The sequence below is a fragment of the Pseudomonas sp. UW4 genome, assembly GCF_000316175.1.
In the GTDB taxonomy this organism is placed as follows: Bacteria; Pseudomonadota; Gammaproteobacteria; order Pseudomonadales; family Pseudomonadaceae; genus Aquipseudomonas; species Aquipseudomonas laurylsulfatiphila.
In genome coordinates this window covers 4,917,371-4,939,051 of record NC_019670.1, presented here as the reverse complement: position 1 = coordinate 4,939,051, position 21,681 = coordinate 4,917,371, and the positions used below count along the sequence as shown (strand labels likewise).

Annotated in this window: 22 protein-coding genes and 1 tRNA gene; 18 read left to right on the top strand and 5 right to left on the bottom strand. The window is 59.5% G+C overall.

All coding sequences use genetic code 11. From position 1 onward, the window contains the following. Positions 1–331 precede the first annotated feature (331 nt). From PPUTUW4_RS21835 to nadA, 18 genes are all read left to right on the top strand, one after another. A complete protein-coding gene (locus PPUTUW4_RS21835; protein WP_015096602.1) occupies positions 332–667 on the top strand; it encodes a ribbon-helix-helix domain-containing protein in 336 nt (111 codons plus the stop codon). A gap of 136 nt (positions 668–803) precedes the next feature. Next, entirely contained in the window at positions 804–1,025 is a 222-nt protein-coding gene (locus tag PPUTUW4_RS21830) for a zinc ribbon domain-containing protein (protein ID WP_007977333.1), read from the top strand. A gap of 121 nt (positions 1,026–1,146) precedes the next feature. Further along, positions 1,147–2,922: an aspartate--tRNA ligase gene (gene aspS, locus PPUTUW4_RS21825; protein WP_007977331.1), complete on the top strand. Its 1,776-nt coding sequence runs from the start codon at positions 1,147–1,149 to the stop codon at positions 2,920–2,922. Between the two features lie 128 nt (positions 2,923–3,050). Then, the gene (locus PPUTUW4_RS21820; protein WP_007995641.1) at positions 3,051–3,797 is read left to right on the top strand and encodes a YebC/PmpR family DNA-binding transcriptional regulator; all 747 of its coding nucleotides are present in this window, start codon (positions 3,051–3,053) and stop codon (positions 3,795–3,797) included. A gap of 130 nt (positions 3,798–3,927) precedes the next feature. Continuing rightward, positions 3,928–4,452 carry a crossover junction endodeoxyribonuclease RuvC gene (gene ruvC / locus PPUTUW4_RS21815; protein WP_015096601.1) on the top strand — a complete coding sequence of 175 codons (525 nt, stop codon included), beginning with the start codon at positions 3,928–3,930 and terminating at the stop codon, positions 4,450–4,452. Positions 4,453–4,566: 114 nt separating this feature from the next. Next, positions 4,567–5,175, top strand: a complete 609-nt coding sequence (gene ruvA / locus PPUTUW4_RS21810; protein ID WP_007995640.1) for a Holliday junction branch migration protein RuvA — start codon at positions 4,567–4,569, stop codon at positions 5,173–5,175. Next, positions 5,176–6,237 carry a Holliday junction branch migration DNA helicase RuvB gene (gene ruvB, locus PPUTUW4_RS21805; protein WP_015096600.1) on the top strand — a complete coding sequence of 354 codons (1,062 nt, stop codon included), beginning with the start codon at positions 5,176–5,178 and terminating at the stop codon, positions 6,235–6,237. It begins immediately after the preceding gene. A gap of 127 nt (positions 6,238–6,364) precedes the next feature. Continuing rightward, positions 6,365–6,832, top strand: coding sequence for a tol-pal system-associated acyl-CoA thioesterase (ybgC, locus tag PPUTUW4_RS21800; protein WP_007990726.1), 468 nt, complete (start codon positions 6,365–6,367; stop codon positions 6,830–6,832). Beyond that, a complete protein-coding gene (gene tolQ, locus PPUTUW4_RS21795; RefSeq protein ID WP_008052448.1) occupies positions 6,822–7,517 on the top strand; it encodes a protein TolQ in 696 nt (231 codons plus the stop codon). Before ybgC ends, tolQ begins: the two co-directional genes overlap by 11 nt. Positions 7,518–7,540: 23 nt before the next feature. Continuing rightward, complete coding sequence (gene tolR, locus PPUTUW4_RS21790) at positions 7,541–7,993, top strand: protein TolR (protein ID WP_162130368.1); 453 nt, start codon at positions 7,541–7,543, stop codon at positions 7,991–7,993. Beyond that, positions 7,993–9,072: a cell envelope integrity protein TolA gene (gene tolA / locus PPUTUW4_RS21785; protein ID WP_015096599.1), complete on the top strand. Its 1,080-nt coding sequence runs from the start codon at positions 7,993–7,995 to the stop codon at positions 9,070–9,072. The genes tolR and tolA overlap by 1 nt, the downstream gene beginning before the upstream one ends. A 17-nt stretch (positions 9,073–9,089) precedes the next feature. Further along, the gene (tolB, locus tag PPUTUW4_RS21780) at positions 9,090–10,370 is read left to right on the top strand and encodes a Tol-Pal system beta propeller repeat protein TolB (RefSeq protein ID WP_177325122.1); all 1,281 of its coding nucleotides are present in this window, start codon (positions 9,090–9,092) and stop codon (positions 10,368–10,370) included. 52 nt (positions 10,371–10,422) lie between these two features. Further along, positions 10,423–10,920 (top strand): peptidoglycan-associated lipoprotein Pal, encoded by a 498-nt coding sequence (gene pal, locus PPUTUW4_RS21775; protein WP_003178634.1) that lies wholly within the window; start codon positions 10,423–10,425, stop codon positions 10,918–10,920. A gap of 6 nt (positions 10,921–10,926) precedes the next feature. Then, positions 10,927–11,766 carry a tol-pal system protein YbgF gene (gene ybgF / locus PPUTUW4_RS21770; RefSeq protein WP_015096597.1) on the top strand — a complete coding sequence of 280 codons (840 nt, stop codon included), beginning with the start codon at positions 10,927–10,929 and terminating at the stop codon, positions 11,764–11,766. Between the two features lie 166 nt (positions 11,767–11,932). Beyond that, on the top strand, positions 11,933–12,580 hold the full coding sequence (gene queE, locus PPUTUW4_RS21765; protein WP_007977310.1) for a 7-carboxy-7-deazaguanine synthase QueE: 648 nt from the start codon (positions 11,933–11,935) through the stop codon (positions 12,578–12,580). Between the two features lies 1 nt (position 12,581). Further along, a complete protein-coding gene (gene queC, locus PPUTUW4_RS21760) occupies positions 12,582–13,274 on the top strand; it encodes a 7-cyano-7-deazaguanine synthase QueC (RefSeq protein ID WP_015096596.1) in 693 nt (230 codons plus the stop codon). 63 nt (positions 13,275–13,337) lie between these two features. Further along, a tRNA-Lys gene (locus tag PPUTUW4_RS21755) sits at positions 13,338–13,413 on the top strand. Between the two features lie 270 nt (positions 13,414–13,683). Then, positions 13,684–14,742 carry a quinolinate synthase NadA gene (gene nadA, locus PPUTUW4_RS21750; RefSeq protein ID WP_015096595.1) on the top strand — a complete coding sequence of 353 codons (1,059 nt, stop codon included), beginning with the start codon at positions 13,684–13,686 and terminating at the stop codon, positions 14,740–14,742. Between the two features lie 135 nt (positions 14,743–14,877). Here the strand turns inward: nadA and PPUTUW4_RS21745 are convergent, their stop codons facing one another. The 5 genes from PPUTUW4_RS21745 to gcvP all read right to left on the bottom strand — a co-directional run bounded on the left by PPUTUW4_RS21745 (position 14,878) and on the right by gcvP (position 21,672). Then, a complete protein-coding gene (locus PPUTUW4_RS21745) occupies positions 14,878–15,366 on the bottom strand; it encodes an RDD family protein (RefSeq protein WP_015096594.1) in 489 nt (162 codons plus the stop codon). Between the two features lie 95 nt (positions 15,367–15,461). Beyond that, positions 15,462–15,674: a cold-shock protein gene (locus PPUTUW4_RS21740; protein WP_007977299.1), complete on the bottom strand. Its 213-nt coding sequence runs from the start codon at positions 15,672–15,674 to the stop codon at positions 15,462–15,464. Positions 15,675–16,077: 403 nt separating this feature from the next. Then, positions 16,078–17,202 carry a glycine cleavage system aminomethyltransferase GcvT gene (gcvT, locus tag PPUTUW4_RS21735; protein WP_015096593.1) on the bottom strand — a complete coding sequence of 375 codons (1,125 nt, stop codon included), beginning with the start codon at positions 17,200–17,202 and terminating at the stop codon, positions 16,078–16,080. Between the two features lie 36 nt (positions 17,203–17,238). After that, complete coding sequence (locus PPUTUW4_RS21730; protein WP_015096592.1) at positions 17,239–18,615, bottom strand: L-serine ammonia-lyase; 1,377 nt, start codon at positions 18,613–18,615, stop codon at positions 17,239–17,241. Positions 18,616–18,819: 204 nt separating this feature from the next. After that, positions 18,820–21,672: an aminomethyl-transferring glycine dehydrogenase gene (gene gcvP, locus PPUTUW4_RS21725; RefSeq protein WP_015096591.1), complete on the bottom strand. Its 2,853-nt coding sequence runs from the start codon at positions 21,670–21,672 to the stop codon at positions 18,820–18,822. Between the last annotated feature and the right edge of the window lie 9 nt (positions 21,673–21,681).

The following is a 21,681-nucleotide window of genomic DNA, read 5'->3' as shown; positions in this document are numbered from 1 at the left end:
GCGGTGATTTGCCGCAGGTTGTCCGAAGTTTTGCGGCTGCGGTAAGGCAGGTGACTTGCTGATCCGCGTATGCAGGCGCATGAAAAGTGGCGTGGCTGCTTGGCGTTCTTCTTTCCTACGCCATTGCGTAGGTGCTTCTGAAGGGGGCATCGCTTCGCTGCGTGGGAAAACGTCCGGAGTAGGGCGATCTCCAGGGTCTGCCATAAGTTGTTGGCTTATCCTACGTCGAGGGTCATAAAGTCGGCTGGAAAATACCTTTGCACCTGCGTTTTTATAAGTCGACAGGCAGTTTCGCTTTAAGAAACCAGGATGGCAAAGGAGTGTCAGCGTTATGGTTTATGAAAGGCAAGAAGAGGGCCGATACGGTTCGCACAGGGATGTAAGGGTTGATCCGTTTGTTCGCGAGTTCGATATGGGATTGGCTCAGCCCATGTCCCGATCCGTACGATTGAATGGCTTCGCAACCTGTTTGCGGCTTGAGCAGGTTTATTGGGATGTTTTGGGGGGGATGGCCCGGGCCAACGGTTGTTCGGTCAGTAGCCTGTTATCCCATCTGGATCGCGAAGTTCACTTGCGTCATGGCGGAGTAAGGAATTTCAGTGGATTGGTGCGGGTTGTCTGTGTCGTACACAGCCTCAAGGAAGGGGGATGCATCGTCACCGCCTAGTCAGGGCGACGAAAACGGCAGAGTGTCGGTCTGTGCAGTCTTACGGCTGCACAGGCCGCATTTAATGGATATAATCCCGCTCTTTGCCGCGAAACCCTGCGTGTGCGGTAGCAATCTGATCGCCGAGACAACCTCCATGCCGATGTACGATTATCAATGTGCTTCCTGTGGTCATCAGTTGGAAGCCATTCAAAAGATCAGCGATGCACCGCTGGTCGACTGCCCTGCCTGTCAGGCGCCAGAGCTTAAGAAAATGCTGTCCATGCCGGGCTTTCGCCTCAGCGGCACGGGTTGGTACGAAACCGATTTCAAGACCGGTTCCAAGAAGAACCTGGCCGGCGGCGACAAAGCTGACTAAGGTCCTGCACCTGAATTGAACGACACACGCGAGTTCTTGCATCACCCGGCGCCTTTTTAAAGGCGGGGCTGCTGTAGGATCTCCAACCGAATTTCGAATTACGAGAAGTGAAACCACGACCATGATGCGCAGCCATTATTGCGGCCAACTGAACGAAAGCCTGGACGGCCAGGAAATTACCCTTTGCGGATGGGTTCACCGTCGCCGTGACCACGGTGGGGTGATTTTCCTCGATATCCGTGATCGTGATGGTCTGGCCCAGGTCGTGTTCGATCCGGACCGCGCTGAAACCTTCGCCGCGGCCGATCGCGTGCGCAGCGAGTACGTCGTGAAGATCACCGGCAAGGTTCGCCTGCGTCCGGCCGGTGCGACCAACGCCAACATGGCGTCGGGCATGATCGAAGTCCTCGGCTACGAGCTGGAAGTGCTGAACGAATCGGAAACCCCGCCGTTCCCGCTGAACGAATTCTCCGACGTCGGTGAAGAAACCCGCCTGCGCTATCGCTTCCTCGACCTGCGTCGCCCGGAAATGGCCGAGAAGCTGCGTCTGCGCTCGCGCATGACCACCAGCATCCGTCGCTTCCTGGACGAGAACGGCTTCCTCGACGTCGAGACGCCGATCCTGACCCGTGCTACCCCGGAAGGCGCGCGCGACTACCTGGTGCCGAGCCGTACTCATGCCGGTTCGTTCTTCGCCTTGCCGCAATCGCCGCAGCTGTTCAAGCAACTGTTGATGGTGGCCGGCTTCGACCGTTACTACCAGATCGCCAAGTGCTTCCGCGACGAAGACCTGCGGGCCGACCGCCAGCCGGAATTCACCCAGATCGACATCGAGACCAGCTTCCTCGATGAAAAAGAGATCATGGGCCTGACCGAGCAAATGATCCGCAACCTGTTCAAGGAAGTGCTGGGCCTGGAATTCGGCGAGTTCCCGCACATGACCTTCGAAGAAGCCATGCGCCGCTACGGTTCCGACAAGCCAGACCTGCGTAACCCGCTGGAACTGGTCGACGTGGCCGACCAGCTCAAGGAAGTCGACTTCAAGGTGTTCAGCGGCCCGGCCAACGACCCGAAATGCCGCATCGCCGCCTTGCGCGTGCCTGGCGGCGCGAGCATGCCGCGCAAGCAGATCGACGACTACACCAAGTTTGTCGGCATCTACGGTGCCAAGGGCCTGGCGTACATCAAGGTCAACGAGCGCGCCAATGGTGTTGACGGTCTGCAATCGCCGATCGTGAAGAACATCCCTGAAGCCAACCTCAACGTGATCCTGGATCGTGTTGGTGCAGTTGACGGCGACATCGTGTTCTTCGGTGCCGACAAGGCCAAGATCGTCAGCGAAGCGTTGGGCGCATTGCGCATCAAGCTCGGTCACGACCTGAGTCTGCTGACCTGCGAATGGGCTCCGATGTGGGTCGTTGATTTCCCGATGTTCGAAGAGAACGACGACGGCAGCTTCAGCGCCTTGCACCACCCGTTCACCGCGCCGAAGTGCTCCCCGGCGGAGTTGGAAGCCAACCCGGCGGGCGCTCTGTCCCGTGCCTATGACATGGTGTTGAACGGCACCGAGCTGGGTGGCGGTTCGATTCGTATCCACCGCAAAGAGATGCAACAAGCGGTCTTCCGCCTGTTGGGCATCAACGAAGTGGAACAGGAAGAGAAATTCGGCTTCCTGCTCGACGCCCTGAAATACGGCGCTCCGCCGCACGGTGGCCTGGCCTTCGGCCTGGACCGTCTGGTGATGCTGATGACCGGCGCGCAGTCGATCCGTGAAGTGATCGCCTTCCCGAAAACCCAGAGCGCGGCCGATGTCATGACCCAGGCGCCGGGCCAGGTGGATGCCAAGGCATTGCGCGAGTTGCACATTCGTCTGCGTGAAACGCCTAAGGCCGAGTAAGGCTGACCCGAAGGGCGCATCTGCGGATGCGCCCTTTCTTTATAGGCAGAGTTGTTCAAGATTTTTGTTTGCCGGCCGGCGCAATACAGCGCGGCGGGCAATGTTTCAAAGAGAATTCGGAGCGAGTTATGGCAGGTCATTCCAAGTGGGCGAACATCAAGCACCGCAAAGAACGTCAGGATGCCAAGAGGGGCAAGATCTTCACCAAGTGGATTCGTGAGCTGACCGTCGCTGCCCGTCAGGGTGGTGGTGATCCAGGCTCCAATCCGCGTCTGCGCCTGGCCCTGGACAAGGCCCTGGGTGCCAACATGAGTCGCGACATCATCGATCGTGCTGTCGCCCGCGGTACCGGCGCTGCCGACACCGACGACGTGGTCGAGCTGACCTACGAAGGTTACGGTCCAGGTGGCGTGGCGGTGATGGTCGAATGCATGACCGACAACCGTAACCGTACCGCGGCCGCAGTTCGCCATGCGTTCAGCAAGTGCGGCGGCAACCTCGGGACTGACGGTTCGGTGGCCTATCTGTTCGAACGCAAGGGACAGATCTCTTTCGCCGCCGGCGTTGACGAAGACGCGCTGATGGAAGCGGCCATGGAAGCCGACGCCGATGACGTGGTGACCAACGAAGACGGTTCGATCGACGTTTTCACCTCGTTTGCCGGATTCTATTCCGTGCGTAACGCACTGGAAGCGGCGGGCTTCAAGGGTGACGACGCGGAAATCGTCATGCTGCCGACCACCAGCGCCGAGCTCGATCTGGAAGGCGCCGAGAAGGTCCTCAAGCTGATCGACATGCTCGAAGACCTGGATGACGTGCAAAACGTCTACTCCAACGCGGAAATCCCGGAATCGGTGGCCGCACAGCTCGGTTGATCTGTTTCTTCTGTAGGAGCGAGCTTGCTCGCGATGAGCCTGAGAGCGCCGCGTCAATTCAGGCAACCCGCGTTATCGTTAACGTTCATCGCGAGCAAGCTCGCTCCTACCTTTAAAACCCGCAGGCGTTATGACTTTAATTCTTGGTATCGACCCCGGTTCGCGCATCACCGGTTACGGTGTGGTTCGTGATACCGGCCGTGGCTGCGAGTACGTCGCCTCCGGTTGTATCCGCACCGGTGCCGGCGAGTTGCCTGAGCGACTGCAGATTGTCTATCGCGGGGTGCGGGAGATCATTCAGACCTACCATCCGGTGACCATGGGGATCGAAAAGGTGTTCATGGCCCGTAACGCTGATTCCGCCCTGAAACTGGGGCAGGCCCGTGGCGCGGCGATCGTGGCGGGAGCCGAGGAAAGCCTGGAAATTGCCGAATACAGCGCAACCCAGGTCAAGCAGGCAGTGGTCGGTACCGGCTCGGCCAACAAGGAGCAGGTGCAGATGATGGTCATGCACATGCTCAAGCTGACCAGCAAGCCGCAGATCGATGCTTCGGACGCCCTGGCCATTGCCATCTGTCATGCTCATACCCGCTCCAGTCTGCTGCCCCATGGTCTCGGGGCGGCACGCAGTCGTGGCGGGCGCCTGCGTCTCTGATAGCATCAGCAATCATTTTCATGGGGTGAGGGCGTTTCGCCCGGGTTGTCGGCGCCACTCCCTTGCTCCATCAGTCGCTGGCCCAGAGCTGGCCAACGCTCAAGGATTTGTAACGTGATTGGACGTTTGCGCGGCACCCTGGCTGAGAAGCAGCCTCCACACCTGATTCTGGATGTAAACGGTCTGGGTTATGAACTCGAAGTGCCCATGACGACCCTCTATCGCTTGCCGTCGGTCGGTGAGCCGCTGACGTTGCACACTCATCTGGTCGTGCGTGAAGACGCACAGTTACTCTATGGTTTCGTCGGCAAGCGTGAGCGCGATTTTTTCCGCGAGTTGATCCGCCTCAATGGTGTCGGGCCGAAACTGGCGCTGGCCTTGATGTCGAGTCTGGAAGTCGATGAACTGGTTCGTTGCGTACAGTCCCAGGACACTTCGGCACTGACCAAGGTGCCAGGTGTGGGCAAGAAAACCGCCGAGCGTTTGCTGGTGGAACTCAAGGATCGCTTCAAGGCCTGGGAAACCGTACCGGCCATGTTTGCCCTGGTGCCGAACCAGCCGGATGGACCGGCCCCGGTGAACACTGCTGAAAATGACGCCGTCAGCGCCCTGATCTCCCTGGGCTACAAGCCGCAGGAAGCGAGCAAGGCGGTGTCTGCGATCAAGGAGAAAGGTTTGAGCAGTGAAGACATGATCCGTCGCGCCTTGAAGGGAATGATCTAAGTGATTGAAGCTGATCGTCTGATCGCCGCCACGCACAGTCCGCGTGAGCGCGAAGAAGTCCAGGACCGGGCGATCCGCCCGGTCAGCCTGGCGGAATACATTGGCCAGCCGACCGTTCGCGAGCAGATGGAGTTGTTCATTCAGGCGGCTCGCGGTCGTAACGAGTCCCTGGATCACACGCTGATCTTCGGGCCGCCGGGCCTGGGCAAGACCACCCTCGCCAACATCATCGCCCAGGAAATGGGGGTGTCGATCAAGAGCACTTCGGGCCCGGTGCTGGAGCGTCCGGGTGATCTCGCAGCACTGTTGACCAACCTTGAGCCTCACGATGTGCTGTTCATCGACGAAATCCATCGCCTGTCGCCCATCGTTGAAGAAGTGCTGTACCCGGCCATGGAAGATTTCCAGCTCGACATCATGATTGGCGAAGGCCCGGCTGCGCGTTCGATCAAGCTCGATCTGCCACCGTTCACCCTGGTCGGCGCAACGACCCGGGCAGGCATGCTGACCAACCCGTTGCGCGACCGTTTCGGCATCGTTCAACGTCTTGAGTTCTACAATAACGCCGACTTGTCGACGATCGTCAGTCGTTCGGCGAGCATCCTGGGTTTGCCGCTGGACCCGGAAGGCGCCTTCGAAATCGCCCGCCGTGCCCGTGGCACGCCACGAATTGCCAACCGACTGTTGCGCCGGGTACGAGATTTCGCCGAAGTTCGCGCCAAGGGGCATATCACCAAGCCGATTGCCGATCTGGCGCTGAACCTGCTGGACGTCGACGAGCGTGGTTTCGATCACCAGGACCGGCGCCTGTTGCTGACCATGATCGAGAAGTTCGATGGCGGGCCGGTCGGGGTCGACAGTCTGGCTGCCGCCATCAGCGAAGAGCGTCACACCATTGAAGACGTGCTGGAGCCTTACCTGATCCAGCAGGGCTACATCATGCGCACGCCAAGGGGGCGAGTGGTGACGCGGCATGCCTATCTGCATTTCGGTTTAAACATTCCGTCACGATTGGGCGAAATGCCCGTGGCAGACGAGTTCCTCGGTGCCAGTGACGATTAATTAACGTTGCGTGCTGATTTTTTCGGGCAATGTAGGGTCCCAGGACCGTACTTTCGCAAGAAAGCCGCAGATCAATGAAAAACAGTTGCCTGGCCGGATTGGCAACCTGAGGAGTAAGCACTAGAGTATGCGCGCGCAAAACGGGCTTGAGCCTTTCGCACATCGTTGTCGCGTTTATTACGAGGACACCGATGCGGGCGGCATCGTGTATTACGTCAATTACCTCAAGTTTATGGAACGGGCTCGAACCGAGCGGCTGCGAGATCTGGGCTTTGCCCAATCACAGCTGGCAGGGGAGGACCTGTTGTTCGTCGTGCATTCCAGCGAAGCGCGCTACCACGCGCCGGCGCGACTGGACGACGAACTGCTGGTAAGCGCTGAAGTAATCGAATTGAACCGTGCCAGCCTGCGCTTCAAGCAGCAGGTCAGGCGGGCGACGGATAATGTGCTGCTCTGCGAAGGGCAGTTTCTGGTGGCCTGTGTGCGCACTGAAAGTTTGAAACCCCGGGCCATTCCCGAAGCTCTACGAGCGGCCTTTGCCGACGTGAGCGGCGCGGGTACACACTCAAAGCAGGAGATAAAGCGTGGAAGCTAACGTCGTCGACCATTCCTCCATGTGGAGCCTGGTCAGCAATGCCAGTATCGTGGTGCAACTGGTAATGCTGACCCTGGTAGCCGCATCGGTGACCTCGTGGATCATGATCTTTCAGCGCAGCAACTTGCTGCGCGCCGGTCGACGTGCCCTGGAGAGCTTTGAAGAGCGCTTCTGGTCGGGTATCGACCTGTCCAAGCTGTACCGCCAGGCCGGCAGCAACCCGGACCCCGATTCGGGTGTCGAGCAAATCTTCCGTGCCGGTTTCAAGGAATTCTCCCGCCTGCGCCAGCAGTCAGGCGTTGATCCGGAAGCGGTCATGGAAGGCGTGGCCCGTGCCATGCGCGTTGCGATTTCCCGCGAGGAAGAAAAGCTCGAACAGAGCCTGCCCTTTCTCGCCACTGTCGGTTCCGTCAGCCCCTACATCGGTCTGTTCGGTACCGTCTGGGGGATCATGAACTCCTTCCGTGGCCTGGCCACCGCCCAGCAAGCGACCCTGGCCACTGTGGCCCCGGGTATCGCCGAAGCACTGATCGCCACGGCCATCGGTCTGTTCGCGGCCATTCCAGCCGTTATCGCTTACAACCGTTTTGCCGCTCGCAGTGAAACGCTGATCAGCCGCTACTACACCTTCGCCGATGAATTCCAGGCGATCCTGCACCGCAAAGTGCACACCAGCGAAGAATAAGCAGGTAATTTCCAATGGCTTTAATCGCTCGAGCACGAAACAAGCGCAAGCCGGTCGCCGAGATGAACGTAGTGCCTTACATCGACGTGATGCTGGTGCTGCTGGTCATCTTCATGGTGACCGCGCCGATGCTCAATCAGGGCGTGAAAGTTGATCTGCCCAAGGTTTCCAGCGAAGCCTTGCCGCAGGACAACAACACCCAGGTCCTGACCATTTCCATCAAGTCTGACAAGACCTACTACTGGAACCTTGGCAGCGAAGTCGACACCGAGAAGCAGCAGGACAGGGCGATGACCCTGCCGCAGATGACCGACGCGGTGACCAAGATCATTCGCGTCGGCAACGAAGGCGGCAAGCGTACCCAGGTCTTCATTCGCGGCGACAAGAGTGTCGACTACGGCTCTGTCATGGGCGCCATGGGCGGATTGCAGAAGGCCGGCGTCGGTAATGTTGGCTTGATTACCGAGGCGCCCTGATGCAGCAACAGCGAGAGCCGTCCGCCTCGGAAAGCTACTTCTGGCCTAGTGTCTGGGCGATTGGCTTGCACGTGCTGGTGTTCGGCATGCTGTTTGTCAGTTTTGCCTTTACCCCGGAGTTGCCGCCGGCCAAGCCGATTGTCCAGGCGACCCTGTACCAGCTGAAATCGAAAAGTCAGGCGACCACCCAGACCAATCAGAAGATTGCGGGTGAGGCGAAGAAATCCGCCGCGCGCCAGACCGAAGTCGAGCAGATGGAGCAGAAAAAGGTCGAGCAGGAAGCGGTGAAGGCTGCGGAACAAAAGAAAGAAGAAGCGGCTCAAAAGGCCGAGGAAGCCAAGAAGGCCGACGAGTCGAAGAAAGCGGAAGAGGCAAAAAAGGCTGATGAAGCCAAGAAAGCCGATGAAGCGAAGAAGACCGCCGAAGCCAAGAAGGCAGAAGAGAAACAATTGGCTGATATAGCCAAGAAGAAAGCGGAAGAAGAAGCCAAGAAGGCTGCTGAAGAAGAGGCCAAGAAAGCGGCCGCTGAAGAAGCCAAGAAAAAGATCGTCGAAGACGCGAAGAAGAAAGCCGCGGAAGACGCCAAGAAGAAAGCCGAGGCTGAAGAGGCGAAGAAGAAAGTCGCCGAGGAAGCGAAGAAGAAAGCTGCTGCCGATGCTGCGAAGAAGAAATCGCAGGAAGCGGCGCGTAAATCCGCCGAAGACAAAAAGGCTCAGGCCCTGGCAGATTTGCTTTCCGACACGCCGCAGCGTCAGCAGGCCTTGGCCGATGAGCAGGGCGACGAAGTCGCCGGCAGTTTCGACGACCTTATTCGTGCGCGTGCAGCGGAAGGCTGGGCTCGTCCACCTTCGGCACGCAAAGGTATGACGGTCGTGTTGCAAATCGGCATGTTGCCGGACGGTACGGTGACTTCGGTCAGCGTGTCCAGGTCCAGTGGCGACGGTCCGTTTGACGCATCGGCTGTTGCAGCAGTGAAGAATATTGGACGTTTGACAGAAATGCAGGGAATGAAGCCGAGTGATTTCGCTCCGTATCGTTCATTCAAGATGACATTCACACCTGAGGATCTAGCCTTGTGAGAAACCTTCTTCGAGGAATGCTGGTCGTTATCTGCTGCATGGCAGGGATGGCGATGGCAGATGAGAAAAACATTCTGGTTACCAGTGGCAGCGATCGGGCGACCCCGATCGCCGTTGTACCGTTCGGCTTCCAGGGCGGTAGCGTGCTGCCGGACGACATGGCGGAAATCATCGGTAACGACCTGCGCAACTCGGGTTACTACTCGCCGATTCCAAAGCAGAACATGATCAGCCAGCCGAGCCAGGCCGGCGAAATCATCTTCCGTGACTTCAAGGCACTGGGTGCCCAGTACGTCATGGTCGGCAGCATCGTTCCGGCGGGCGGTCGCCTGCAGGTGCAATATGCACTGTTCAACGTAGCCACCGAGCAGCAAGTGCTGACCGGCAGCGTGTCGGGCGGTGTCGATCAGTTGCGCGACATGGCGCACTACATCTCCGACCAGTCGTTCGAAAAACTCACGGGTATCAAGGGTGCCTTCTCGACTCGCCTGCTGTACGTAACGGCCGAGCGTTTCTCCGAGAACAACACTCGCTACACCCTGCAGCGTTCGGACTACGACGGTGCCCGCGCCGTGACCCTGCTACAATCGCGTGAGCCGATCCTGTCTCCGCGTTTCGCACCGGATGGCAAGCGCATCGCTTATGTCTCCTTCGAGCAGAAGCGTCCGCGTATCTTCATGCAGAACATCGACACCGGTCGCCGTGAGCAGATCACCAACTTCGAAGGCCTGAACGGTGCACCTGCCTGGTCGCCGGATGGCAATCGCCTGGCGTTCGTGCTGTCCAAAGACGGCAACCCGGACATCTATGTGATGAACCTGGGCTCGCGTCAGATCAGCCGCATCACCAACGGTCCTGGCATCAACACCGAACCGTTCTGGGGCAAGGATGGCTCGACCATCTACTTCACTTCCGACCGTGGCGGCAAACCGCAGATCTACAAGACCAGCGCAGGTGGCGGCGGTGCCGAACGCGTGACTTTCGTCGGTAACTACAACGCCAACCCTAAATTGTCGGCTGATGAAAAGACGCTTGTCATGATTCACCGTCAGGATGGCTTCACCAATTTCAAGGTGGCGGCCCAGGATTTGCAGCGCGGTAGTGTAAAAATCCTCACTGATAGCACTCTGGACGAGTCGCCTACTGTCGCGCCCAACGGCACCATGGTAATCTACGCCACCCGCCAGCAGGGCCGGGGAGTCTTGATGCTCGTGTCCATCAATGGACGCGTAAGGCTCCCGCTTCCTACCGCACAAGGCGAAGTCAGAGAACCTTCCTGGTCCCCTTACCTGAACTGACGCGGCGCTATACGTTTTACTTAACACACTGGGGTTCATTAGGAGTTTCACGATGGAAATGCTGAAGTTTGGTAAATTTGCTGCGCTGGCACTGGCCATGGCTGTAGCTGTAGGTTGCTCGTCCAAAGGCGGCGACAATGCCGGTGAAGGCGCGGTAGATCCAAACGCTGGTTACGGCGCAAACACTGGTGCAGTTGACGGCTCCCTGAGCGAAGAAGCTGCACTGCGCGCTATCACCACTTTCTACTTCGAATACGACAGCTCGGACCTGAAGCCAGAAGCCATGCGCGCTCTGGACGTTCACGCCAAAGACCTGAAAGCAAACGGCGCTCGCGTTGTTCTGGAAGGCAACACCGACGAACGTGGTACTCGTGAGTACAACATGGCACTGGGCGAGCGTCGTGCGAAAGCCGTTCAGCGCTACCTGGTACTGCAAGGCGTTTCCCCAGCTCAGCTGGAACTGGTTTCCTACGGCGAAGAGCGTCCAGTTGCTACCGGCAACGACGAGCAGTCCTGGGCTCAAAACCGTCGCGTCGAACTGCGTAAGTAATTCGTCATGCGAACGTGCCGTCGTGCTGTAACTGTTCTGGCTCTCAGCCTCGCGCCGCTTGCGGCGTGGGCTGCGGTTCCTGTGGTCGATAATGACTCCGGCTATAACAATAGCGGGAGCAGTTATCCGCCTGCAGGTTACGGTACGAACGGCGCCTATGCCGGGGGAGGGGTTTCGACCCCTGTCTCGGCACAGGGCCAGCTGTTCAACCAACTGCAACAAATGCAAGAACAGATCTCGCGCCAACAGGGTGTGATCGAGGAACTGCAAAATGATGTAGCGCGCATGAAGCAGGAAAGCCTGGAGCGATACCAGGATCTTGATCGGCGCATAGGAACCGGCGTTGCACCAGCCGCGACTCCTGAAAATTCTTCCACCGGTGGTGAATTGAACGCCCCCGGTGCAGCCGCAGGTGCAGCAGCTGGCGCAGCCGCCGCTCAAGCACCTGCAGCGGGTAGCGAACCGGCAGATCCGGCGAAGGAAAAGCTCTATTACGATGCTGCCTTCGACCTGATCAAGGCCAAGGATTTCGACAAGGCCAGCCAGGCTTTCGCCGCATTCCTGCGCAAATACCCGAACAGTCAGTATGCGGGCAACGCCCAGTACTGGCTGGGCGAAGTGAACCTGGCCAAAGGCGATCTGCAAGGTGCAGGTCAGGCGTTTGCCAAGGTTTCGCAGCTGTATCCCAAGCACGCCAAGGTGCCTGATTCGCTGTACAAGCTCGCTGATGTAGAGCGCCGTCTCGGTCATACCGACCGGGTCAAGGGCATTCTGCAGCAGGTCGTGTCCCAGTATCCGGGCACTTCCGCTGCTCAGCTGGCGCAGCGTGACCTGCAGAAAATGTAAGGCGGCTTGAGCCGTTTCAAAGAAACCCGCGCTTGTCGCGGGTTTTTTCGTTAGAATTCACCCCCTTTTTCTGAAACACGCTTTTTGGGATCTGCGCATTGCCGGGGTTCCTTGAAGTGCCTGACGGAGGCGGACAGCCTGTTTAGCTGTTACGCCCGTGGCGACTATGCAAGACACATTGAGAATCACCGAAGTTTTCTACTCGTTGCAGGGTGAAACTCGGACTGCCGGCCTGCCCACGGTTTTTGTGCGCCTGACCGGTTGTCCGTTGCGTTGCCAATACTGCGACAGCGCCTACGCGTTCACCGGCGGAACCATTCGCACCCTCGACGACATCCTCGAGCAGGTCGCCGGTTTCCGCCCGCGTTATGTCTGTGTCACGGGCGGCGAGCCCCTGGCGCAACCCAACGCCATTCCCTTGCTCAAGCGCTTGTGCGACGCCGGTTACGAAGTGTCACTGGAAACCAGTGGCTCTATCGATATCTCGCCAGTAGATTCCCGGGTCAGTCGCGTTGTCGACCTGAAAACCCCGGGATCGAAGGAAGCGCACCGCAATCGCTACGAAAACATCGAGCTGCTCACGCCCAACGATCAGGTGAAGTTTGTCATCTGTTCGCGGGAGGACTATGACTGGTCCGTTTCCAAACTGATCCAGTACGGCCTTGACCAGCGCGCCGGCGAAGTCCTGTTTTCGCCAAGCCACCATGATCTCAATGCCCGGGACCTGGCGGACTGGGTGGTGGCGGACAACCTGCCAGTGCGTTTGCAATTGCAGCTGCATAAATATCTATGGAATGACGAGCCGGGGCGCTGAAATGACTGAACAACTCAACACTGCTGAAAAACGTGCGGTCATCCTGCTGTCCGGTGGCCTGGACTCGGCGACCGTGGTGGCCATGGCGCGCGCCGAAGGCTACAGCTGCTACACCATGAGCTTCGACTACGGTCAGCGCTCTCACGCCGAACTGTACGCCGCCGAGCGCGTGGCGCGGGATCTGGGGGTGGTGGAGCACAAGGTGATCGGCCTGAACCTTAACGGCATGGGTGGCTCGGCGCTGACCGACCGCAGCATCGATATTCCGGAAGCGTTGGGTGAGGGCATTCCTGTCACTTACGTGCCTGCGCGTAACACGGTGTTCCTGTCCCTGGCCCTGGGCTGGGCTGAAGTGCTCGGTGCGCGGGACATCTTCATCGGCGTCAATGCGGTGGATTACTCCGGTTACCCGGACTGCCGTCCCGAGTTCATCGAGTCGTTCGAGCGCATGGCCAACCTGGCAACCAAGGCCGGCGTGGAAGGCAATGGCTTCCGCATTCAGGCACCGCTGCAAAACCTCAGCAAGGCGCAGATCGTCCAGGCGGGCGTGAAGCTTGGCGTGAACTATGGGCTGACCGTTTCCTGCTATCAGGCCGACGATGATGGCCGTGCGTGCGGCAAATGCGACAGCTGCCGACTGCGCGCGGAAGGCTTTGCAGCGGCCGGAATCAGCGACCCAACACCTTATTTTTGATTTTTTTCAAAATAGGTGTTGAATAGTCCTTAAAAATCAGTATTATACGCGCCACCACACAGCGGGTCGTTAGCTCAGTTGGTAGAGCAGTTGGCTTTTAACCAATTGGTCGTAGGTTCGAATCCCACACGACCCACCATTTTTAGCAGTTTTAAAAGTCTGGAAGGCCCACGCAAGTGAGGATTTCCGGATTTTTTTTTGCCTGCGATTCAAGTCCGCCTCGCTTCGGGCTGCTGCGCAGGGCGCAGGTCAGAATCATCTTTTGCATCTGTCGGATATTCTGTAGCCTTGCGCAGCTTCAACGCTGTCCGTGCCTGATGAATACCCACTTTCCCGGCGGTACCCTGAAGGGTCTGGAGCCGGGTGTATACTCGACTTTCGCGCGAATGCGCTTGCAGGTCTTGCGAACATGACGCAAATATCCGAACGCCTTCTGGTTCAAGCCCACCTCGACGCCAAACAGCCCAAACCGCTGACCGCCGATGAAGAGGCTTACTACCGTGCCGCCATCGCTGCCGAGCTCAAGGCTCAGGACGCGGTGCTGGTGGCCCACTTCTATTGTGACCCTGTCATTCAGGCGCTGGCCGAAGAGACGGGGGGCTGTGTCTCCGACTCGCTGGAGATGGCCCGCTTCGGCAATGCCCATCCGGCCAAGACCGTGGTCGTCGCCGGCGTGAAGTTCATGGGGGAGACTGCCAAGATCCTCAATCCGGAGAAACGCGTGCTGATGCCGACCCTCGAAGCGACCTGTTCGCTCGACCTGGGTTGCCCGGTGGACGAGTTTTCCGCGTTCTGCGATCAACACCCGGAGCGCACGGTCGTGGTGTACGCCAACACTTCCGCTGCGGTAAAAGCCCGCGCGGATTGGGTGGTGACTTCAAGCTGTGCGCTGGAAATCGTCGAAAGCCTGATGGACAACGGCGAGACCATCATCTGGGGCCCGGACAAGCACCTGGGTACCTACATCCAGCGCCAGACCGGTGCCGACATGCTGCTGTGGGACGGTGCCTGCATCGTTCACGAAGAGTTCAAGTCCAAGCAGCTTGAAGACATGAAGGCGCTGTACCCGGATGCGGCGATCCTGGTGCACCCGGAGTCGCCGACTTCGGTGATTGAACTGGCCGACGCCGTGGGCTCCACCAGTCAGTTGATCGCGGCGGCACAGAGCCTGCCGAACAAGACGCTGATTGTTGCCACCGACCGCGGCATCTTCTACAAGATGCAGCAGCTGTGCCCGGACAAGGTCTTTATCGAAGCCCCGACGGCGGGTAACGGCGCGGCGTGCCGCAGTTGCGCACATTGCCCGTGGATGGCCATGAACACTCTTGAGCGCACGCTCAAGGCGTTGAAAGAAGGCACGAACGAGATCTTTGTCGATCCGGCGCTGATCCCGCAGGCGATTCGACCTCTCAAGCGGATGCTGGACTTCACCCAGGCGGCGCGGATGAAACTGGCGGGTAACGCATAAGATCTTTCAACCAAGCACAAAAAACTGTGGGAGCGAGCTTGCTCGCGATAGCGGCGTATCAGTCACCATTGAAATTGACTGACACTACGCCATCGCGAGCAAGCTCGCTCCCACAGTGGTTTCTGCGTCGGGAAATTATTTGGTCTTCTTTGGAATCCGCACAAGCCGGGTGTTGGAATACATGTCATGCCAGCTGCGTTGCTGTTTGTCGAACAGCGACCAGAAGAACCCAAGGCCAACACACAGCAAGGAAGCGATCGACACCACAAAGCGCAACAGCGCCTGCCACAGGCTGATGGATGAGCCGTCGGCGTTCTGGACGCGAATGCACCAGACCTGCATGCCCAAGGTCTGACCCGACCAGGTCCAGAATTTGGCGAAGAAGCCAAACAGTACGAACAGCAGGACTGTGGAGAGCAGGGGATCGCCGTCCAGCGCGCCGGCTTCGGTCAGGGTGCGCATCCTTTCTTCGCCGATGATCGCCATCTGGATCATCTTGTAGATGCCGCTGGTGACGATCAGCAGGGCGGTGCACAGCAGGAAATCATAGAACATGGCTGCCAGACGACGACCCAGACCAGCGGCAGGAAAGTCGCCCTGGGGAGTAAGCAGGTGTTTCGACATGGCAGGCTCTCGGCGGAAAAAGAAGCCATTTTACGGATTTGCGCGCACAAAAAAGCCCCTGATGTCAGCATCAGGGGCTTTTTCGTTACAGAAGATTAGGCTTCTGCTTGTACTTCGTCAGCCTGCATGCCTTTCTGGCCCTGCACGGCGATGAAAGTCACTTTCTGGCCTTCTTTCAGGCTCTTGAAGCCGTTGCCCTGGATGGCGCGGAAATGCACGAACAGATCCGGACCGCTTTCAGGAGTGATAAAACCAAAACCTTTCTCGTCGTTAAACCACTTGACGGTACCGCTCTGACGTTGGGACATTTCTTATTTCCTTTGACGCAAAAAATTAATGACAGTCTCCTTCTCATGAAAGAGTACTGGGGCTGGTTGCAGGAGAGTAAGAAGACGTCGAACGGGATGTAGCTAACTTGTAGGCTACTGCCCAGGTCACGATTCCAAGCGACCCATGCAAACACAGTGAACAAACTCTACGCCAACTACGGGAGAAAAAACAAGCCCTGTGAAGGCCCCGTATTTCCTCAGGTTGATGGCAAAGTCAGTCCACTAGTGGGGCCTTATACGCTAGCGCTGTTCAAATGTTTTCGATCGTTATAAGCAAAGTTCATAATCGAAGCTTAGAGCCAAACAATGCACTATTTTATGGCGGTTGCGTTACACATTAGTGCACAGTTAACGCAACCGCGTTACTTATAGGAACATTCAATCAGCCGCGATAGTAGCGTTGTGGAACAAATGGCATTTTGCTTACAAGCAAAGGCACCTTTTTCCCACGCACAATCGCCCAGACGGGTGTGTCCAGTGCGATATAGGCGCTGTCGACATAACCCATGGCCAGCGGCCCGCCCAGGGTCGGCCCGAAACCGCCACTGCAGACGCTACCGATGATGTCGCCGGCTTCGTTGACGATCTCGGCGCCCTCGCGCACCGGTGTGCGTTCCTGCGGTAACAGGCCGACGCGCTTGCGGCTGACACCTGCCTGTTGCTGGGCGAACACGGTTTCGGCGCCAGGGAAGCCGCCGGCCCGAGCGCCATCGGCGCGACGCGGCTTGGAGATCGCCCACAGCAGGCTCGCTTCGATCGGGCTGGTCTCGGTGTTCATGTCATGCCCGTACAGGCACAAGCCCGCCTCCAGGCGCAGGGAATCGCGGGCGCCAAGGCCGATGGCGGCCACTTCCGGTTCGGCCAGCAGGGCGCGAGCCAGGGCTTCGGCGTTGGCGGCGGGGACGGAAATTTCGAAACCGTCTTCGCCGGTGTAACCCGAGCGGCTGACAAAACAGTCCACGCCCAGCAGCTTCACGCGGGCGAACTGCATGAAGGTCATCTTCGCCACTGTAGGGGCCAGGCGCTCCAGTACCGTCACGGCAGCCGGGCCTTGCAGGGCGAGCAGCGCACGCTCTTCGAACAAAGGCTCGATCGTGCACTGCTCACCGATGTGCTTGCGCAGGTGGGCCAGGTCCTGATCCTTGCAAGCGGCGTTGACCACCAGGAACAGTTCGTCATTGCCCAGATTGGCGACCATCAGGTCATCGAGGATGCCGCCCGTCGCATTGGTGAACATCGCGTAACGCTGCATGCCCACCGGCAGGTCGATGATGTCCACCGGCACCAGGGTTTCCAGGGCCTTGGCGGCATCGGCGCCGGTCAGGCGGATCTGGCCCATGTGCGAGACATCGAACAGCCCGGCCTGGTCGCGGGTGTGCTGGTGTTCTTTCATCACGCCCAGCGGGTATTGCACCGGCATGTCATAGCCGGCGAACGGCACCATGCGCGCGCCGAGTTCGATGTGCAGTGCGTGCAACGGGGTTTTCAACAGTTGTTCGGTGGACATATTCAGCTCCTGAAGAAGGGTGCAGATGAGCGCGCATCAGCACTCGATAATGTTGACCGCCAAACCGCCACGGGCGGTTTCCTTGTATTTGCTTTTCATGTCGGCGCCGGTCTGGCGCATGGTGCGGATGACCTTGTCGAGGGAGACGAAATGTTGCCCGTCGCCACGCATGGCCATGCGCACCGCATTGATGGCCTTGACCGAACCCATGGCGTTGCGCTCGATGCAAGGCACCTGCACCAGCCCGCCAATCGGGTCGCAGGTCAGCCCGAGGTTGTGTTCCATGCCGATTTCCGCGGCGTTCTCCACTTGTTGCACGCTGCCACCGAGCACTTCGCACAAGGCTCCGGCCGCCATCGAGCAGGCGACGCCGACTTCACCCTGGCAGCCGACTTCGGCGCCGGAAATCGAGGCGTTTTCCTTGTACAGAATGCCGATGGCGGCGGCAGTGAGGAGAAAACGCACCACCCCGTCATCATTCGCGCCGGGGATAAAGCGCATGTAGTAATGCAGTACCGCCGGAATGATCCCGGCCGCACCATTGGTGGGTGCCGTGACCACGCGTCCGCCGTTGGCGTTTTCTTCGTTGACGGCCAGGGCGTACAGGTTGACCCAGTCCAGCACTGACAGCGGATCGCGCAAGGACGATTCAGGGTTGCTGCACAATTGCCGATGCAGCGCTGCCGCCCGGCGTTTGACCTTCAAGCCACCGGGCAGGATGCCTTCATTACGGCAACCGGCGGCGACGCAGTCCTGCATGACCTGCCAGATTTTCAGCAGGCCGGCGCGGGTTTCCGCTTCCGGGCGCCAGGCGCTTTCGTTGGTCAGCATCACCTGGCTGATCGACAGGCCGTATTTGGCGCAATGAGCGAGCAAGTCCTTGGCGCTTTTGAAGGGGAAGGTCAGGGGCGTGGCGTCTTCGACGATGCGATCGGCGCCTGCTGCGTCCTCATCAACGACAAACCCGCCACCCACCGAGTAGTACTCGCGGCTGCGGATCTGCAAACCCGCCGCATCGAAGGCGCGAAAAATCATGCCGTTGGGGTGATAGGGCAAGGGTTTGCGAATCATCGCCAGGTGTTCTTTCTCGTTGAACGCGATGCTGTGTTCGCCGAGCAGGTTCAAGCGTGCGTTGCTGCGAATCTCTTGCAGGCGCGCAGCGACGGTTTCGGTATCCACGGTGTCCGGGTGTTCGCCTTCCAGGCCCAGCAGCACAGCCTTGTCACTGCCGTGGCCTTTACCGGTGGCGCCGAGCGAGCCGTACAGCTCGACCTTGACGCAGGTGGTGGCCGTCAGCAGCCCTTCACGGCGCAGGCCTTCGACGAAGCGCACAGCGGCGCGCATCGGACCGACGGTGTGGGAGCTGGAGGGGCCGATGCCAATCTTGAACAGGTCGAACACGCTTAACGACATGGTGGTTCTCCGGTTTCTTGTTATAGGAATTCACGGAACATAAGACTTGGCACAGATCCCTGTGGGAGCGAGCTTGCTCGCGATAGCGGTCGTTCAGTCGACATTGATGGTGGCTGTCAGTCCGTCATCGCGAGCAAGCTCGCTCCCACAGGGTTGTGGGGTGTTCTGGAAATCGGGGGCGGATCAATCCGCCCCCTCATTGGTTTAAGCGTAGCTTTCGATCGACGGGCAGGCGCAGACCAGGTTGCGGTCGCCGAACACGTTGTCGACGCGACCGACCGGCGGCCAGTACTTGCCTTCGATCAGCGACGCAACCGGGTAAACCGCTTGCTCGCGGCTGTACGGGTGCGACCACTCGCCCACCAGTTCCTTGGCAGTGTGCGGAGCGTTTTTCAGCGGGTTGTCGTCCTTGTCCAGGGTGCCGTTTTCCACCGCGCGGATTTCTTCGCGGATGCGGATCATGGCGTCGCAGAAGCGGTCCAGTTCTTCCTTGGATTCGCTTTCGGTCGGCTCGATCATCAGCGTGCCGGCTACCGGGAACGACATGGTCGGCGCGTGGAAACCGAAGTCGATCAGGCGCTTGGCCACGTCATCGACGCTGATGCCGCTGCTGTCTTTCAATGGACGCAGGTCGAGGATGCACTCATGCGCCACCAGGCCGTTGCTGCCGGTGTACAGCACTGGATAGTGCTCTTCGAGGCGACGGGAGATGTAGTTGGCATTGAGGATCGCCAGCTGCGAAGCACGCTTGAGGCCCGCGCCACCCATCATGCGAATGTACATCCAGGTGATCGGCAGGATGCTCGCGCTGCCGAACGGTGCCGCGCAAACGGCGCCTTCCTTGCGCTCCATCTGTGCGTGGCCCGGCAGGAACGGCGCCAGGTGCGATTTCACACCGATCGGGCCGACGCCCGGGCCGCCACCGCCGTGGGGGATGCAGAAGGTCTTGTGCAGGTTCAGGTGCGACACGTCGCCGCCGAACTTGCCCGGCGCGCAGAGGCCGACCATGGCGTTCATGTTGGCGCCGTCGATGTACACCTGGCCGCCGTTGTCATGAACGATGCCGCAGATTTCGCGGATGCCTTCTTCGAACACGCCGTGGGTCGACGGGTAGGTGATCATCAGCGCGGCGAGGTGCTCGCGGTGCTCGATGGCCTTGGCGCGCAGGTCTTCGATGTCGACGTTGCCACGGGCATCGCACGCGGTCACGACCACACGCATACCGGCCATCTGAGCGGTGGCCGGGTTGGTGCCGTGGGCCGACGACGGGATCAGGCAGATGTCGCGGCGGTCTTCGCCACGGCTCTGGTGGTAGGCACGGATCGCCAAGAGACCTGCGTATTCACCCTGGGAGCCGGCGTTCGGTTGCAAGGATACCGAGTCGTAGCCGGTCGCAGCGCACAGCATGGCTTCCAGTTCGTCGGTCAATTGCTGATAACCGGCGCTTTGCTCGGCCGGGGCGAACGGATGCAGGGCACCGAACTCGGCCCAGGTCACCGGGATCATTTCGCTGGCGGCGTTGAGTTTCATGGTGCACGAACCCAGCGGGATCATGGTGCGGTCCAGCGCCAGGTCCTTGTCCGCCAGTTTGCGCAGGTAGCGCATCAGCTCGGTTTCCGAGTGATAACGGTTGAACACCGGGTGGCTGAGGATCGGCGACTGACGTACCAGCGCGGCCGGGATGGCGCTCTGCACCGAGGCGGCGAGGGCGGCGAAGTCCGGCAGGGTCTTGCCGTCGGACAGCAGGCTCCACAGGGTTTCAACGTCGGCTTGAGTGGTGGTTTCGTCCAGGGACAGGCCCAGGCGTTCGCCATCGACCACGCGCAGGTTGATGCGCTGGGCGTGCGCCTTGTCGTGCAGGGCGGCGGTTTGAGCGCCGGTCTTCACGGTCAGGGTGTCGAAGAAGTTCGCTTGCTCGACGTTCAGACCCAATGCGCTCAAGCCTTTGGCCAGGATCGCAGTCAGGTGATGCACACGATTGGCGATCTGCGTCAGGCCTTTCGGACCGTGGTAAACGGCGTACATGCTGGCGATGTTGGCCAGCAGCACTTGCGCGGTGCAGATGTTCGATGTGGCTTTCTCGCGACGGATATGTTGCTCGCGGGTCTGCATGGCCAGGCGCAGGGCCGGGTTGCCGAAACGGTCTACGGAAACACCGACCAGGCGGCCCGGCATGTCACGCTTGAATGCATCCTTGGTGGAGAAGTACGCCGCGTGCGGGCCACCGAAGCCCAGCGGCACGCCGAAGCGCTGTGCGCTGCCGATAGCCACGTCGGCACCGAATTCGCCCGGTGCGGTCAGCACGGTCAGGGCCAGCAGGTCGGCCGCCACTGCGACGAGGGCGTTGGCGGCGTGGAAACGTTCGGTCAGCTCGCGGTAATCGAACACGTCACCGTTGCTTGCCGGGTATTGCAGCAGGGCGCCGAAGAACGGCGTCACGTCGGTCAGTTCGCGCTCGTCGCCAACCACTACGTCGATGCCCAGAGGCTCGGCACGGGTGCGCAGTACGTCGAGGGTCTGCGGGTGGCAATGCACGGAGGCGAAGAACTGGTGGCTGCCTTTGTTCTTGCTCAGGCGTTTGCAGAAGGTCATGGCTTCGGCAGCGGCGGTGGCTTCGTCGAGCAGCGAGGCGTTGGCGATCGGCAGGCCGGTGAGGTCGCTGATCAGGGTCTGGAAGTTCAGCAGCGCTTCGAGACGGCCCTGGGAGATTTCTGGCTGGTACGGGGTGTAGGCGGTGTACCAGGCCGGGTTTTCCAGCAGGTTGCGCAGGATCGGCGACGGCGTGTGGGTGCCGTAGTAACCCTGGCCGATGAAGGTCTTGAACAGCTGGTTTTTGCTCGCGATGGACTTGATCAGGGCCAGGGCATCGGCTTCGCTCAAGCCGTCTTCCAGGCCGAGGACGCTGGTGCCCTTGATGCTGTCGGGAATCACGCTGGCGCTCAGGGCTTCCAGGGAGTCGAAGCCGAGGCTGTTGAGCATGGCTTGCTCGTCACCGGCGCGCGGGCCGATGTGACGGGCGATGAATTCGTTGGCAGTGGTCAGATTGATCTGGGTCATGTCAGTGCT